Source organism: Ameyamaea chiangmaiensis (assembly GCF_013376175.1).
GTDB lineage: Bacteria > Pseudomonadota > Alphaproteobacteria > Acetobacterales > Acetobacteraceae > Ameyamaea > Ameyamaea chiangmaiensis.
This window is the reverse complement of the sequence record NZ_JABXXR010000056.1, coordinates 1-17,005: the sequence shown is the minus strand read 5'-3', so window position 1 is coordinate 17,005 and position 17,005 is coordinate 1. Positions and strand designations below refer to the sequence as shown.

The 17,005-nt window shown below is 55.0% G+C and carries 12 protein-coding genes; 4 read left to right on the top strand and 8 right to left on the bottom strand.

Translation table 11 applies throughout. From position 1 onward, the window contains the following. Positions 1-151 precede the first annotated feature (151 nt). The 5 genes from HUK82_RS08800 to HUK82_RS17600 form a co-directional block, all read right to left on the bottom strand. Positions 152-2,302, bottom strand: a complete 2,151-nt coding sequence (locus HUK82_RS08800; RefSeq protein WP_176613615.1) for a glycosyltransferase family 9 protein — start codon at positions 2,300-2,302, stop codon at positions 152-154. Positions 2,303-2,470: 168 nt separating this feature from the next. After that, entirely contained in the window at positions 2,471-3,643 is a 1,173-nt protein-coding gene (locus HUK82_RS08795) for an AGE family epimerase/isomerase (RefSeq protein ID WP_176613614.1), read from the bottom strand. Between the two features lie 2 nt (positions 3,644-3,645). Next, a complete protein-coding gene (rfaE1, locus tag HUK82_RS08790) occupies positions 3,646-5,082 on the bottom strand; it encodes a D-glycero-beta-D-manno-heptose-7-phosphate kinase (protein WP_176613613.1) in 1,437 nt (478 codons plus the stop codon). Beyond that, entirely contained in the window at positions 5,079-5,651 is a 573-nt protein-coding gene (locus HUK82_RS08785; RefSeq protein ID WP_176613612.1) for a D-glycero-alpha-D-manno-heptose-1,7-bisphosphate 7-phosphatase, read from the bottom strand. Before HUK82_RS08785 ends, rfaE1 begins: the two co-directional genes overlap by 4 nt. Next, positions 5,651-7,240: a glycosyltransferase family 9 protein gene (locus tag HUK82_RS17600; protein ID WP_176613611.1), complete on the bottom strand. Its 1,590-nt coding sequence runs from the start codon at positions 7,238-7,240 to the stop codon at positions 5,651-5,653. Before HUK82_RS17600 ends, HUK82_RS08785 begins: the two co-directional genes overlap by 1 nt. Before the next feature lie 659 nt (positions 7,241-7,899). Between HUK82_RS17600 and HUK82_RS08775 the strand changes: the two genes are divergently transcribed. Continuing rightward, on the top strand, positions 7,900-9,048 hold the full coding sequence (locus HUK82_RS08775) for a hypothetical protein (protein ID WP_212648169.1): 1,149 nt from the start codon (positions 7,900-7,902) through the stop codon (positions 9,046-9,048). 238 nt (positions 9,049-9,286) lie between these two features. Next, the gene (locus HUK82_RS08770; RefSeq protein ID WP_176613609.1) at positions 9,287-10,417 is read left to right on the top strand and encodes a hypothetical protein; all 1,131 of its coding nucleotides are present in this window, start codon (positions 9,287-9,289) and stop codon (positions 10,415-10,417) included. A gap of 137 nt (positions 10,418-10,554) precedes the next feature. Here HUK82_RS08770 and HUK82_RS08765 read toward each other — a convergent pair whose 3' ends face one another. Next, positions 10,555-12,015 (bottom strand): mannose-1-phosphate guanylyltransferase/mannose-6-phosphate isomerase, encoded by a 1,461-nt coding sequence (locus HUK82_RS08765; RefSeq protein ID WP_176613608.1) that lies wholly within the window; start codon positions 12,013-12,015, stop codon positions 10,555-10,557. 274 nt (positions 12,016-12,289) lie between these two features. On the opposite strand from HUK82_RS08765, the gene HUK82_RS08760 reads away from it, so the two are divergent. Both HUK82_RS08760 and HUK82_RS08755 read left to right on the top strand, forming a co-directional pair. Further along, positions 12,290-13,456: a capsule biosynthesis protein gene (locus HUK82_RS08760; protein WP_246495766.1), complete on the top strand. Its 1,167-nt coding sequence runs from the start codon at positions 12,290-12,292 to the stop codon at positions 13,454-13,456. 8 nt (positions 13,457-13,464) lie between these two features. Further along, the gene (locus HUK82_RS08755) at positions 13,465-14,112 is read left to right on the top strand and encodes an ABC transporter ATP-binding protein (protein WP_176613607.1); all 648 of its coding nucleotides are present in this window, start codon (positions 13,465-13,467) and stop codon (positions 14,110-14,112) included. 113 nt (positions 14,113-14,225) lie between these two features. Here the strand turns inward: HUK82_RS08755 and HUK82_RS08750 are convergent, their stop codons facing one another. After that, positions 14,226-15,431, bottom strand: coding sequence for a polysaccharide biosynthesis/export family protein (locus HUK82_RS08750; protein WP_176613606.1), 1,206 nt, complete (start codon positions 15,429-15,431; stop codon positions 14,226-14,228). 33 nt (positions 15,432-15,464) lie between these two features. After that, positions 15,465-16,787 (bottom strand): glycosyltransferase family 4 protein, encoded by a 1,323-nt coding sequence (locus HUK82_RS08745; protein ID WP_176613605.1) that lies wholly within the window; start codon positions 16,785-16,787, stop codon positions 15,465-15,467. Between the last annotated feature and the right edge of the window lie 218 nt (positions 16,788-17,005).

The following is a 17,005-nucleotide window of genomic DNA, read 5'->3' as shown; positions in this document are numbered from 1 at the left end:
GACAACCAACGACCATTCTTCGTCTGATACGTCAGAAGGATACGGCTTCCGAACTTGCGTCATTCAGCATTACTGAACCAATCACGCACGAAAGTACATAACACCCTCTAGTTTATAAAATAGATATTTCCATTCTACATTGTACGAACCATTACGATGGGTGCACCTCGGACAAAAGCTGAGAAATCGCTGAGTAGACTTCGTCTACCGAAATCAACCTAATGCAGGCTACGTCCTTGGCGCACTCATCATAATTGTGGTGCAGCGAGCAGCCAGCGCACGGTACACGCCGGCTGATCGCGATACCCCCGCGCTCCTGTCCCCATTCCTGCCAACCAATTCGCGATGAATGAAGACTCACGACCTGCGTTCCCCGAAGAGAAGCCAGATGCTTGGGGCCGGAGTCATTGCCGATAAAGGCCGACGAAAAGGACAGGAATGTGTCGAAATGATCGAATGGCATTTGGCCACTCACGTAGACAATACCACCACTATCCAGCAGATCAGCGGGCAGGCGTGACTTCTGATCGGTATTTTCGGCCATATAGACTACACGCATTCCCATATGGCGGACAACGCGTTCTGCCAACTCAGTGTAATGCGGCCAATGGGTAAACTTAATACGCGCACCGCTATGGATTACGATATAGGGTTCCTGGGCCGGAACGCCATACGGAACTAATGTCTCACGGCTTAAGTCATTTCGTCTGATAACCCGTGCGCCGCTATCCGCCGCGAGAGCGACCGCATCGCCGATAATTGCCGTTCTTGCTGAATGTTTTACAAAATCACAACCCGTGCTCGGATCATAACTCGAAAAATTCAAATCGATCGATTTGCGTGGTCCCCCGAAACCCATTGTCAACGGCGCGCCCAGAAGTGGAAGCAGCTTATGAGAATTAGCCGATACGGGAAGATCGATAGCAAGATCGAAATTAAACGGCGCCAAAGCCTTCTTAAGGGCTATTTGATCTTCTATGGACATCACCCGATCACGCATAACTGGATCGTCTGGGAAGTTGACCACGATAATTTCGTCGAAGATACCGAGCGAGCGAGCAAGCCCTTCGTTGGCACGACTCAGGAGACCGACCAGTTTTGCACGCGGCAGCGCGGCACGAATCTTCTGAAGCGCAGGAACTGAAGCTACCAGATCGCCAAGCTGATCTGGTCGAAGCACTGCAACTGTCTTGACGTCGAATGGAAACGATTGGGTGGTGCACCTGTGCAGTACGCTTGGACGAGCATTGATCTGCTCAACCAGGGTGAGAGGGGTATCTTTGTCGAGGGTCTCCAAGACAGCGTCGGACTGGTTATAGTATGCAGTTTCGAACGGCGGCGCGACGATCAAACGCTCCCGCCGCCAAGTCTTGCCTTCGGCCTCATCTAAACCTGGTGCAACAGCGCGAAAAACAAAATCATGCCACCCCGATTCGACGTCCGTGAAGTCGATCCAGGCATTATAGCAATACTTACGAATATCCTTATTTGTCTTCTCACGAGGTTGCGTGGCAATAGTGAGATTTTCGCTGTGAATCAACTCCCCGTCCATTATGATATCGACTCGGTCAATGTGCACCGAAGATACGAGATACCCACGCAGAGCAGAAATACCTCTGACCGTCAGTCCTTTTCCCCATTCGCTCGTCTGCGGCGTTCCGTTCCGAGTTGGGACAAACGCAGGTTGATGGGTGACGCATAAATCTTCATAAGATTGCGCGATCAGCGAACCGTCCAATAGAGGATCGAACAGATCATATTCTGAGAAGCCATATTGAACTTCAGCATCCGTCGGCGATAGCAATGCACTGCGCCTGCGCTCTAGGCGAAGATCATCAGACCACTCGATTGCCTCTACCTCACGCCGGGGAGACTCCCAATCGGGACTTAGTTCGGACGCTCTGCGGTAGTGACTTAGTGCATCTTCATATCGGCCTTGTACCTTGCAGAAGTGACCAAGTTGTAGGGAGATCTCCGGGTCATTTTCATCTGCCGCATAAACGATATCGTAATGTTGGCGTGCAGCCTCAAAATTACGCGCTTCTTTATACATATGACCGACTTGCATACGAATGCCTCGGTCTTCTCGAATCTCGAGAACATTAAGGAAGAGTTCGGCCGCTTCACGAAAGCGGCCTGTATCTCTTGCGTGATCCGCGATATCTAATCGTCTCTTCCATTCTGCGTCTTGCCCTTTTTTGCTCTCCCGTGGTTCACCATCACCTCTAGTGACATGAAGAACTTCAACCACCTTCGAGGTGGCTCGGGGATAGAGAGAGCGGATCAGTTTACCAAAGTTCATTGCAGACTCGTCTTCAGAAAATCAGCGACCCTACGTTTACGCGACGAGACGCTATCCGGCACTTTAAAATATTACTCTGTATAGAGATTTACCTTAGATTAGCCAGGCATTTCGCGATACAAAAAAGCCCGCATAGGAAATCATCACGAGGTATAATCAACGTTCATTTTACGTTTCAAGCCTAATGATCTCTCGAGCGGGACCGTAAATATGATAGAGCGAGCTGGCAGGCATATAGTCGGTGAGCGGCCGTCCTAGCTGATCGAGCCGATCTATCCACCCACCCCGAAGACGCTCGGGCGCGTATTGTGCGAGAAATTGCTGACCAAGGGCCAGAGGTGAAGCAAAATTCATTTTACCGAGAGTTTGCCGCCGGCATAGAAGGCGAAGCAACTCCGTCTGAGGCCATACGCGCGTAGTGCGTTCGAGAACAACGCCATCTTCCGTCATAGCGTCGAACACAAAGGTCGTCGTCTTATCACATCCCTGCGTGATGCCCGCATGAAACAAACGTTCTGCGGCGCTTTCAAGTTGACTCCCCATGGCCCCGGTCACCGCCGCAAGGCGCTGATATTCGTATAGAAGCCATGCCCACTCAAACAGGTGACCTGGTTCAACACGGTTCTTGCCCGGCGCTTCGACCGGCGACCAGTCGGTGGCAAAAAACTCCAGCAGGAGACGGCTGCGCGGCTCGATCAGTTTATGCAGGGCTAGCTCAACAAGCTGTCTGGCCTCTTCGAGATAGAATTCGTCACCCGACGCTTCGAACAGCGCCAAATGGGCCTCGAGCAAATGCATATGCGGATTCTGCCGTCGGAGGTCGTCAGATGGAGGCACGGCGTCCCGGTAACCACCATTGCCAGCGGCAAAGATGGTTTTGATCTCACTGGCCGTGGTGCGCGCCATAGCGTGATAGCGTGCATCGCCGCAAATACGGATCGCCCACGCATACGCAAACAAAATGAATGCATGCGCGTAAAGGTCGCGGGTGCCGTTTGCCGGTCTACCGTCGGAGGCAATAGAAAATATCCAGCCGGGCTGCCCGTCGACCCCACGATACAGACGCTCAACCCGATCAAGGCAAGCCAAGGCCTGACCTGAGGCATCGTAAAACCCATCGAGTGTCGCGCGACAATACGTGGCTATTTGCCGAGCCTGCACCATCAATCGCTGCGCATCGAGAATGACAGGGCTCTCATCCCAGTTCAGACGCTCATGATACAAACCGCTCTCAGCACTGTAACCAGCAGTGCTCCAAAGCGGGAGCGCACGCGTAAGCAGCCATCGGGTCCATTCTCCCTTGGGATTTGTAGGCAGATTAACTGCCCCAGAAAGTGTCATGGTCAGACACCCACCTGCATCTTGCGCACGATCGACGTTGTCGAGCGGCCGGAAATCAAATCCGCCAAGACAACACTACCACCATAGGTTTTTACAAAGTCTCCGCCGACGACCTCATTCTCCCGATAGTCAGCACCTTTGACAATGACATCCGGTCGCAGAGCCTTGATCGTTTCCAAGGGTGTGTCCTCATCGAAAATCACAACCAGATCGACATCCCGCAGCGCACCGATCACGGTGGCGCGGGCCTGTTCGTCTTGTAAAGGCCGCTTCTCACCTTTCAGACGTTTGACCGACGCGTCGCTATTAATCGCAACGACCAGCTTGTCCCCTTGCTTACCCGCCGCCTTTATAAGGGCGATGTGTCCTGGGTGAACCAGATCGAAACAGCCGTTTGTAAAAGCGATTCGCGCGCCATGGTGTCGCCATCCCTCAATGATGTCGCGGGCACGGGCAAGATCGGCTGTTTCTCCATCCTCCTGAATCTCCAAGAGAAGTGCGGCACTCAGTTCGGCGCGTGATACAGTTGCCGTGCCGAGCTTGCTGACGACGATCGAAGCAGCACTCGATGCGATAACGACAGCAGTCTCGAGATCCTGACCCGCTGAGAGAATACTCGCAATCGTGGCCACAACGGTGTCCCCTGCACCCGAGACGTCATACACTTCAGACTTCCGGACCTGAACATGCGTGGTTTTACCGTTGGTCTCATACAACGTCATGCCATCCTCGGACCGTGTCACGAGGACGTTTCCACCAAACGCCGCGGAGGCTACACGCGCTGCCTCCGTAATCTCCCGGTCGTCCTTGCAAGACAAACCTGTCGCCATATAAAGTTCGCTACGATTGGGGGTAATGAGATACGCCCCCTCATAAGCCGAGAGATCTTTACGCTTCGGGTCGACAATGACCGGAATGCCACGTTCGCGGGCCGCCAAGCAAACGGCCTGAACAACATCGTCCGTCAGAACACCCTTTGCGTAATCAGAACATACCACAACATCCGCGTTTTCCATTGCTGTTCTGGCAGCCTGGATCAACTGTGCACGAGTTTCAGCCGACGGAGTCTCGATTCGCTCCTCGTCGATCCGGACGATCTGCTGGCGGCCACTCAAAACCCGGGTCTTCGCAATCGTGATCCAGTTCGGATCATCGACAATATGCGAAAGATCAATGCCCGAAATTTCGGACAGAGCGTTCTTAAGCGTGTCGGCCGCACTGTCCTGACCCACGATACCGATCAGCGTTACCTTGCTTCCCAGGGTGGCCGCATTCATCGCTACATTCGCGGCTCCACCCGGTACCGCAGTGTGATGTGCCCGATGCAAGACGGGCACCGGGGCTTCAGGTGAAATACGATGCACGGAACCACTGACATAGCAGTCGAGCAAAAGGTCACCGATGATGACCACCCGACCGAACTTGAAATCGTTAATCATGATTTTGCCTCAGTGACCACAGGCCGTAGATAAGGAGAAAGGAAGCTCATTAAGTCGCCACCCGAAAAAAGGTATCCCGGTATGCCGGCGGCCCTAGCCGCCTCCACATCGGTGCTCTTGTCGCCAACCAAAAAGGACCGGGAAAGGTCTAGGCCCAGATCGTGTGCGGCGCGCTGGATCATTCCAGGATTCGGCTTCCGATCGGGATGATCGCCGCGAAAGGCTGCCACCTGAGCATCCGGATGATAGGGACAGACATAAAAGTGGTCTAATGAACCACCGCTCTTGGCAATCTGAGCTGCAAGATGGCCGTTGAATCGATCGACTGCAGCTTCGTCGAACAAGCCGCGAGCAACGCCCGATTGATTGGTAACCACTACAGTGACGTATCCGCACGCTTTCGCGTGCGCCACCGCCTGCGCCGCACCCGGGATCAATACGAGTTCGGCGGGAACAGATGGGTATCCGGTGTCGACATTCAGAACACCATCCCGGTCGAAGAATACGGCAGCACGACCACGCTGATTCTGCTGTCCGTCAGCGTCCCGATGATTGATTGAGGCCTCCATCAGTCAATCGTCTCCACGTCCCCGCAGACCAACCCGAGCTCGCTCATCGCGGCTTCAAAGACATCGTCAACCGGGATGGAAGTTACACAGACCGCGTCCTTGGCACAGGCGCGTCTATCATTCAAACCGCAGCCGGCGCAGGGGACGTGCCGAGAAAGAATGATGCCCCCCCGGTTCTGCCCCCACTCCTGCCAGTTCAGGCGCGGAATGGATATGCTCACGACAGGAACATTGCGTGCCGAGGCCAGATGTTTGGGGCCGGTATCGTTTACCACGACAAGGCTGGCATGAGACACCACAACGTCAAAGCCTTCCATATCAAGGCCTCCCATCAGCATAATGCCTCCACTCTCAGGGCATACGGTACTGGACGCCTGATCGAGTGCATCGGCGTCAACGAATAACAAGATCTTTTGTTCCGTCGCGCACGCGAGCTTGTCACACAACGCGAGGAACTGTGGCAATGGCCAGCGGTTGATGGGATGACGTGCGCCTGCGTGCACGACAATATAGCGCTTCGACTGAAGTCCGTGTCTCCGGAGGATCGACTCGTCTATCCCGTGATCCGCCCGGGTTACCGGCGCTTGGCCCGGAGCCAGGGCATCCTCCAGAGCCGAGATCAGCATGCCGACATGTGCAGCGTGAGAGACGAGAGGCTGCCGATTGATCTTGTCGCGCGAAATCACTTCAATACCAAAGTCGAGAAAAGGAAAATGCTCAGGCTTGAACCCAACGCGGTAACGCGCGGCGCAGAGCAGCATCAGCGGCTGGCTCTCTGCGCCCGGAGACAGATCTATCGCCAGATCAAAGGTCCGCCCGGCCAACTGCCTTCGAATGTCGGCTTCCGCCTGAGTCGTAAGGAACCGCTTCTCGGTGACTGGATCATATGTCATTGACAGCGTAAGATAGTCGTCCGCCACGCCTGAGGCCGCCACGATGGGCTGCACAGCCTTCTGCGTAAGCATTGTTATCTGCGCCTCCGGGAACAAACGGCGCAGACGCATCATACTTGGTAAGGATGCAGACACGTCGCCCAGCTGATCCGCACGAACGACAAGGATCGATTCTATCGCCCCTAAAAACAGACGGCCCGGTGGCCGGTGCCTGCGCACGGGCAACGAGAGTACGTAGTCGTCTGTGGTCATGTCTCCGTCAGGGGAAGACGGCACAAACGAGTCCGAGGCCGTCACTTGCGAAAACTCGGTCAGAGACAAGCTTTCGGGCCGAACGTCGACAAATCGACGTATGTGTCCAACACGACGTCGACCCGCATAGAGATACATGTGCAGTTTTTGCCTGCCGGGCGGCAATCTAGATGCATCAACCCAGACGTTGGCTGCCCAGACACCGGCACGCCCCCAAGTGCGAATCCTGATAGGGACGGCCTGCGCGAGATCGCGCTTGCCTCCGTCCGCCCTGACGCACGCCTCCGTCAGCGTGTGGCGCGTGTGGGCGACCACCCGGAACGTCACAACTCCTGTCAGTACGGGTGTGCCCGCGCCCGTCTTCAGCCAACCGATCTGCTTGAGCGAAACTCGCGCACCGTAGGAAAAAAGCGTTTTCGCGCCAATACGGGCAACGAAGCGCACTAGGCCACCTATCAACGGCAAATTATTCTGCGACGCAAGTTCGAGATCACGAGGAAGCCACGGTGCGCGACGAAGATGTAGATCATGCAGTAGGCTTCGAACGAAGTCTTGACCCTCTCTTCCCCGAAGATTGGTCAGGGGATCACCGTCCTGCGCCTCCAGTGGCGACCAACCAATTCTTGTATCGTCCCCAGGACTCTCAGTAGTGGGCGTATCATCGCAAGCCACCATGCGTCAGACCAGCCTCCTTATGCTGCGACAATCGCTCTTGACGATAAAAACCTGAGACATATGAAAATCCAATTTTCGGACCAAACCTCTACTGTAGTCGTAATTCAAAATTTTATCATCCAACAATTACGGCGCTATGTGTTTTTTTTGGGGCGATGGCCTGACGCAGTTCACTTACTGTCGAGCACCACATGGCCAACTTTGCGCTCTGCGTCTGCTTGGCAGTGCAGGAGGCTAACGATGGATGTCGGGAGCAAGACCAACTCACTTTCAGCTTCGAAATTTGTATCGGGCCGCCTATTGTGTAACAGATTAGTTCCAGTGCTCATTGAGCCATAATCGGCACCAACACGAAACCGTCGGGAAAGAGATGTGGAAAGAGTTTTATCCCGACATATACACAAAAAAATGGAAAAGAGACGTTCAATATGACTGTGACATTCATTCAGACCGCTGACTCAATATTCTACCATGACATGATAGGCGAGACATCCAAAAGTGTCAGAAACTACTGCTTACGCAACGGTTTCAGATACGAGTGTTTTTTAGGTATTAAGCGCGGCACACTGCCGTGGCATGCCGCATACAACAGGCAATACATCCTAAAGGAGATGGTCGACAGAAACATCACGGGGTGGGTTTTTTATTTGGATTCAGACGCTTACATAGAAAACATTGACTTCGACCTTAGTGATTACTTGAAAGATAAAGGGCAGTTTGCAGGTATATTTTCAGGATATGTAAATAATGTTCCACATTGGGTGAATTCCGGCGGATTCGCATTAAATTTCTCGCACACTCTTGGTCGGAGACTTGCAACTGATTATTGGTCCTTTGTTAATAATATACCTGACGAAAAGTATAACAAAGCTAAAATATGGGAAAAAGATATAGAAGACGACCAGAGCATGTTAAATAGCTTATTAAATCGCTACGTTGAAGATGAGGGTATAGGGTATAATTTTATATTTGAACGTGAGGGCGACAGCGTCGTTAATCTTGGGCCTTTTATTTGGCAACATATACGTGCTCACGCACCGACATTTCGTGATCGCGTATCAAATCTAACTGAAACTGTTGCTCAAATTACCAAGGGACGTGAGATTGCGTGGCCTGATGATGGCCCAGGCTACTATTTTCCTACCACTCACACCTCCATCAAAACCAGCGTCGGCAAGAAAAATCCGAACGGTGTCCGAACAACCGGAAAGGACGGAGCACTACTGTATGGCCCTTACATTCAACTCAGAGAAGGCGATTACTGTATACGCCTATTCGGTAAGTTACTCGCCGAGAAAGATTCATCCACGTCGAACTTTGAACTCAGCGTCACAGAAAATAGTGGCGGAAATCTACTACACACATCATCTCACCAAGACCTCAGAAACAACCAAGGAATTTTAGCTGAAGCTTTTTTCTCGATTTCTCATGAGTGTCTAGACGTTGAAGCCGTAGTTCGCGTTAATCGCGAAACTAACTTAGAAATATACGCTGTACAGTTTCTTAAAATAATTACAGGAGCCGAAAATTTTGGCATCAGAAAAACCGAAAAAGAACTACCTCACAAGATATGGTGAGTTATATGGGTAACATAATATAAATATATGGATTCGACAATTTGTCTGTAGGACAATTGTCGGACTTCATAGTGATAATAAGACATTTCAGAGCCTGCTCCATCACTCTGGCAATTCGCATGGCTTGGAAACAAAACGAAACAGGGTTGAGAACCGGACCCGCTAACGCTTTCTTATTGCCAACGTCGCTATAATAATTCAGCCTCTTATCCCATTTAAAATTTCGAAGAGTCTTTAAATGATCGTGGGTAACAACGTAGCCTTTGTCCCTCTCGGCACTCCGTTTATCAACGAACGGCACTGTGACCAACTCATTGCAACGTTGGAGCGACGGTTAGGTGAACCCCTTCAGCGAGCGCCTTCATTTTTCGAGAACGTTGTTCAAGATCCACGCCTCCTTAGTCGGTTCATAAGCACTTATATTGGCGACAAACAGAACATGTCACTGTCGAAACTCCGAATTTCCATGTCGACGGAGAAAACTTTCTATATTAACAATACAGGAACTTTTTTTACGAGTAAAAATTTACTTTTGAATACTCGTAGCGACACATTTGAAGTGGAAGGGTTCAATATTGATGAGGCCATAAAAAATCAAAATAAAAAACTCGAATCAATTCGCGACCTTGAAAAAAAAGATACTCGAGTGTTCATTTTTGGCAATCCTGACCTGACCGAAGTAAGTTCGGAAACAGATGGATTTTCCAATATAGTCAAAAAATACAGGAATCAGGATCTGGAAAATGCTTGCGTGTGCCTGAGCAGAGCATTTCCCACTGGGCAGAATATATTTGTTTTTATTGTAAGACAGGAGTTGGCCTTACAGAATTTATCCTTTTGTCATCAATATATAACCGTCGGGAAATCTATTACTGATTGCAGCGATCGAGATTTAAACGATATATTCGTGAATATTCCCACTTCTTGGGAAAACTTGTCCGGAATTGTGTCCGGAAATAATAAACGTCTTGAAAAAAATCGAGCAGGCGAGATTGCCTTCGATGCCCGCAACCAGCGAATAGAAGTCGATGAAACGAAAGTGACACGACGAGACAGAATTTTTTGTCTAGACGGCAACAGTGGCAACGCTCTATGGGGGCCATATGTCAGCATTGACCCAGGCTCCTACGAAGTAAGATTTGACTTCTCAACCGCGTCAAATTACGGCGAATGTCTGCTGGAAATTCTAGCTGATGTCGGACAGACGCATATCAAGAGTGCTATCTATGGCGGGAAGGGACTCGGTCGTTGTCCTGTCGCGACGTTGAGTTTCGACACATTGGCGCCGCTACATGACGTTGAGTTTCGTATCGCGATTAAACGTGTGTTCAAAGGAGAAATTTCACGGATTTCTCTCAAAAAGCTATAAATTCTCAAGTGACAAGAGGCTCTGAAGCTAGGATGTTCGGTTCTAGCTTCTTCACTTCGAGAGGAAAACGACGTATCTCCAGATAGTTCTCCGGCTTCCCTTAGCTCCGCTGTCGGCAAGACGAGTTAGAAACACATTTACGACCGCGCATAATCGTCTTCGATTCGCACGATGTCGTCCTCTCCAAGATAGGGGCCTGACTGAACTTCGATCAGCGTCAGCGGAATGCGTCCCGGATTCTCCAGGCGGTGAACGGTACCCAGCGGCAAGTAGATGCTTTCGTTTTCGCGTACCAGCACCTGTTCATCGTCCCGGGTTACCAAGGCGGTCCCCGCGACAACAACCCAGTGTTCTGCGCGGTGAAAATGTTTTTGTAGCGAGAGTTTCTGGCCAGCCTCGACGACAATCCGCTTGACCTGAAAACGATCGCCCTGAATCAATCCCTCGTAAAAGCCCCAAGGCCGATACATTCGGTTATGCGAGATAGCTTCGCGATGCCCGGCTTCAGTCAAACGCGTCACCATGTGTTTGACGTCCTGAGCACGATCGCGGTGCGACACCATTACAGCGTCAGACGTAACAACAACAATCAGATCCTCGACACCGGCGACGGTCGCAACGATCCCGTCTGACCGAACGTAACAATTCCGTGTACGGTCAAGGAACACGTTCCCGTATGTCGCGTTGCCCTCCCCATCTTTGGGGCTAAGTTCCCAAAGTGCATCCCAGCTTCCGATATCGGACCACTGGAAATGCCCCGGCACCACGGCAGCAAGCCGCGTACGCTCTGCAACAGCATAATCGATTGAAATGGCGGGTGCACCCCGGAAGGATACGTCTTCCAGCCGCTCGAAATCGGCATCAATGGCGCGGTTGCGGACGGCTGCCTCCACGGCTTGGTAGAGCTCTGGCTCATACCGCCGAAGTTCCGACAGAACTGTATCGGCACGCATGATGAACATGCCGGAGTTCCATAGGTATCGATCCGACGCCACCAGTTCCCGAGCCTTTTCAAGGCTTGGTTTTTCAACGAAGGACGCCACATCGAACGCTCCGGCGACGGAGCCTAGTTCCGTCCCTCTTTCGATGTAGCCGTAACCAGTCTCCGCTTTCGTGGGGGAGATGCCGAAGGTCGCGATGCGGCCATTCCGGGCAGCGTCCTCCGCCACGCGCAAAGCCTCGGCCAGAGCCGAACCTCCCGTGATCGCAGCATCCGCAGCCATCACCCACATCACTGCGGTGGGGTCGCGTTCAGCGACCAGGAACGCTGCGGCAGCGATCGCTGGCGCCGAGTTACGACCCACGGGCTCCAACACGATACGAGGGTGAGCGATACCAACCTCACGCAACTGCTCTGCAATGATGAATCTATGCTCGGCATTGCACACTACAACAGGAGAGTCGCCTGCCACCAGCGCACCTCTGAGGGCCGTTTCCTGCAACAGAGTATGGTCGGTAAGCAACGGCCAGAACTGCTTCGGAAAACTGCTGCGCGACACCGGCCACAGCCGGCTCCCGGTCCCACCCGACAGAATCACGGGTATGATAGCCGGTTTGTCGCCGTTGGCAGCGGCAGAAGGGGGTGAGGTTTTAGACACCGGTCATGCTATCCAGATCGCCGTTTGGTCAGGTATGATGAGGTGCCTGAATCCGGCACGCAAACTCAATTTCTCGCCTTTTGATTGCCGTGGCCTATCGTCATGTCAACAAAAAGCCATCGGACAGGTCACATGCCCTTTGCCATTCCGGCGTCACATTCCATGTTCAGGATAAGGCTTGGCCGCTGATCGCGGCTCCTTCCAGGTCCTCATAGGACGCTCGTAACACCCCTTCGGCTTGCCTAGGCTGGCTGTTTCGGGCAAGGCAGAACACATGAATCAGGTGTCCCCCCGTTATAACGACGCGCCCATGCGAACACAGGCCTATCGATCGCCTCTTTCGCCGATGCTCCGGTGGATCAACAACCACCGTGCCTTCTCGGGTTTCGTCGGGGTGCCGACCCTACTGTCGGCCATCTATTTCGCGTTCTTTGCGACGCCTCAGTATCTATCGGATGCGCAGTTTGTGGTTCGCGGACAGACGACACAATCGGGCTCGATGCTGGCTGGTCTGCTACAGGGGGGTGCAACCGGGGCGACCGAGGACACATATGCCGTTCAGGATTACCTGATGTCACGCGATGCTGCCGCATTGTTGATCGAGAAACAGAACCTGAAATCGGTTTATGATCCACCTGAGGCTGACGCCATCGCCCGATTTCCCAATTTCTATTCGGGCAAAACGTTCGAGCACTTTTATGCGTATTACCAGCGCCACGTTGTCGCAGAACTCGACACAACGACTGGGCTATCCACACTGCGCGTACGCACCTTTAGCGCCGCCGAATCGCAGCGCATAGCACGCGCCCTGCTTGCCGCGGCCGAAGAGCTTGTCAACAAAATGAATGCACGCCAGCGTGCAAACACGATCGAGGCATCACTTAGAGAGCTCGATGACTCGACAAGGCGGCTTTCAGCATTGAATGCCAAGATCGATTCCTACCGAAACGAGATCGCCATGCTCGATCCGACGCGCCAGTCGCAGCCCGTGCTGCACGACATCGCGTCGCTCCAGAGCCTGCTGATCACGACGCGCGTGCAACTCGCGCAGCTCGAACGATCAACACCAGGTAGCCCCCTGATCCCCGTTTATATGAGGCGGATTGATGCGTTGAACGACGAGATCGCCCACACTGCAACCAATGTAACAGGTTCGCAGGATTCACTCGTTCCCAAGATCAGCGCCTACGATGAATTGGTGTTTCAACGGACCCTATTAGAAAAAGAGGTCGCAACAGCTGCTTCGGCCGTCGAGGCCGCCAAGGTGCAAGCCAATCGTCAGACGCTCTATCTGGACGAGGTCACCCAACCGAACCTGCCCGACTACGCGGCCTATCCTCGCGGCGTGGCCGACACCGCAATCGTGTTTGCAACGACACTCGGACTTTACCTGATGGTCATGCTGCTGATCGGTGGCGCGAAAGAGCACAAGCTGGTCTGATCCCACATATGCTGCGCTGTATTGACGTCACAAAAGACTATCCGGCGCATGGCGGTCGACGCCGTGTGCTCGACCGGGTGAATTTCACCTTGGAGCGCGGCGAGAAGCTCGGTGTTCTTGGTCGCAACGGTGCGGGCAAGTCGACCCTGATCCGGATCATCGGCGGCGTGGAGCCTCTGAGCGGCGGAAGCGTGGAACGCACGATGACCGTCTCGTGGCCTCTGGCCTTTGGCGGCGCGTTTCAGGGAAGCCTGAGCGGCCTCGACAACCTTCGGTTCATCTGCCGGATCTATGGTCTCGACTACGCACCCACCCGCGCATTCGTGGATGACTTCGCAGAGCTTGGATCCCAACTGGGTGAACCGGTCAAGACATACTCGTCAGGTATGCGCGCGCGTCTGGCGTTCGCCTTGTCGATTGTGATCGAGTTCGATTGCTACCTGATCGATGAGGTGATCATGGTTGGCGACGCGCGTTTTCACAGGCGTTGTCAGGAAGAACTCTTCGAAAAGCGTCACGACCGGGCCATGATTGTGGTGTCGCACGATATGGGTTTCATGCGTGACACCTGCGACCATATGGCCGTCATCAACCAAGGACTTTTTACCCGGTACGACGACAATGCAGAAGCTATTGCGACGTACGAGGCTCTTTGAAGTCAAAGCTTGCTAACTGACGCACGCCAACGGTGAACGTCGGGAGAACAGGAGCCGCCGGTGGCCGGCCTTAGCCGAAAGCAAAAGCTCTCGGCTATTTCTTCCCAGATTGATTACTTTGCGATCCAAGCTGCGGTGATCGCCGGGCTGACCAGCGTTCCGATCAACTGGTTCATCTTGTAGAACCGGTTGATCCGCGCATTGGCGATCAGCAGCACGTCCTTGGTCTTCATCGGAATCCGCTGCGCCAGGAAATAGCTGCTCGGGTTCATCATATCGAGCTGATAGACGACCGGCGTTCCGATCGGGGTCGCCGGGGTCGTGAGGCCCAGCTGCCGCGCCGCGACAGGGTCCTCGAAACGGAACAGGAAAGCGGCGTTCGGATCAGCCCGTGTATCAGCAGGTCCACCCACGCGCGCGAGTGCTTCGGCGAGCGACACATTGGGCGATTTGAACGGCGTTTCCGTCGCGTCCTTCCCGGCGGCCCCAAAGACCGTATAGGTGCGCGGCTGGTAGATGACGTGAATACGATCTCCCGGCCGGGCGCGGATGTCTTCACGGGGGAATGATTCCAGCGTCCCGAGATCGGTCGCCCCCGTGCGGTCGCCGCGAACGAGCTGCACGTGCGTATCCTCGGGCGAGTAGGTCGCACCGCCGGCGATCGCGATGACGTCCGACAGACGCTCCTGCGCCGTGCTGAGCACAACGCGCCCGGGGTGATGCACTTCGCCCGAGACGATCACGGTATTGGCAATGTCACTCGAAATTCGCACCATGACCTGCGGGTTCTGGGATTTGCTCCCCAGACTGCGCCGGATATTCTCGGCGAGATCCTGCGGCGTCATGCCGGCCGCACGCATCCGGCCCACATAGGGCACCGAAATCGTGCCATCGGCTTCCACCTGCGTGGGTGGCAGGTTCTGGTTGGTGACACTTGCCGCCGGACCCGGCGCCGACGCGCCCTCACCCGCCGCCGCGCTCGCGCCCCCCCCGCCGGAAGAGGCGAACAGCCCGCTGCCCAGTTCGAACACCGTGATCGTCAGAACGTCGCCGGCGCCGATACGATCGTTATGCGAAAACGGGTTGTTGGCCGCATCGAGGCTGGAGATCAGAGGCGGCACTTCGGAGGCCAGGATCGCCGCGATCTGCGGCGTTACGGGCAGGATTTCAAACCCCAGAGGATTGTGTGCCTGATCCTTCTGCGCGTTCAGCACACTGCGTTCGGTGGGTCCGCTGTCGGGCATGGCACTGCAGCCCGATAACGCCAGACCCATGACCGTACCCAGGATGGCGGCTTTCGACCCGGCACGGGCTGACATGACAGACGAAGAGAAACCGAAGCGCATCGGGGGTCAGGCCTTTGTGGTGGGGGCGGAAGCAAGGACGGAGTGATACAGCCCCGCCAGTCGTTGACAATAGGAGGTCATATCAAATCGCGCGGCCTGTCCGCGGCCCGCAGCCGCAAGGCCATCGCACAACGCATCGTCCGCGTCGAGTCGGCGGATCGCTCTGGCGATCGCATCCACGTCGTAGGCATCGGTCTGAAGCGCCGCATCGCCGCTCACCTCCGGCAGCGCGCCCTCGGCCGAGACAAGCGCGGGGACACCGCAACTCATCGCCTCCAGCACCGGCAGACCGAACCCTTCGCTCAGGGATGGAAACAGCAGCGCACGGGCCATGCGGAGAAGCGCGAACAGGGTGCGTTCAGGCAGATAATCGATCATCACGATCCGGCCCGCGGCAATGCCACGATCCAGGTAACGCAGTTCGCGCTCCGACTTCCACGCCATGGCGCCCACCAGAACCAGCTTGCGCGCACACCCGGACGCCAGAAAGGCCTCAATCAGCCGACCGATGTTCTTCTTGGGCTCGAGTGAGCCAAAGAACAGGAAGTAGCTCTGTGGCAGGAGGCCGAAATCGGCGTCAATCTCGGCCTTACACTCGGCGTCGCTGCGCTCCATGGCCACCGGGGAGGGGCTGAACGACTGGTAAGTGTTGTGCAGCTTGCCATCGCTGGACGGAAAGAACGACACGATGTCGCGACGCGACGCCTCCGACACCGTACACAGGGCATCCGCCTGCGCGCAGATCGTATTCATCAGGCGGTAGTAATACGGCTTGTCGTCCAGCGTCGTGTAGGGAAGCCGCAGCGGCACGACATCATGGATGGTGTAGATATTGGCCGCGCCCTCGATCATCACCGGCAGGGGATAGGTCCAGTGCATGATCGCGGGCGGCGTGTCCATCCGCAGCCGCGTCAGGCGCCCCGTGCGGCGGAAATGGCGCGCCGCGCGCTGAAACAGGCCGTCAGCGTTGAACAGTCGCGTGAATGCTGGCAGCCGGTCGGCGAACGGACGGCTGTCGACGCGCCCGGTGAGGGTGATCTCCTGCGGCGCCGGTGCGTGCAGGTCGGCCCGCCGCTCCCGTATCCAGCGCTTTGAAAAGGGCGCCGGACGCTTGCCGGGCGGCTGCTCCAGACGATCGAAAAACCGCACCTCGCGCAGCGCAGGGTCCGATCCGGTCGGAATGTCCAGACCATACAGCATGTCGACCGGATGCCCCATGCGCTCCAGCGCGCGGGTCAGCGTACGGGCATAGGTCGCAACCCCTGTCCCGCGTTCGAGGGCGAGATTGAATCCGTCGACGCCTATCCGCGCGACCGTCTGATCAGCCATGGCGGGAAGCCTCCGTAAAACCGTTCGTGCGCGCCAAGGCGCAGCGCGGCGCAAGGGAGTGTCTCATCTCACGCTGTCCCGTGCGGCCGCCGGGCTGGCGAGGCCCCGATAAAACGACCCCAGACGCGCCGCGTAGCCGTCCAATGTGAAGTCGGCGGCCCGGACAAGGCCGGCCGCACGCAGGGCGCCGCAGCGGGCGTCATCGACGTCGAGGCAAC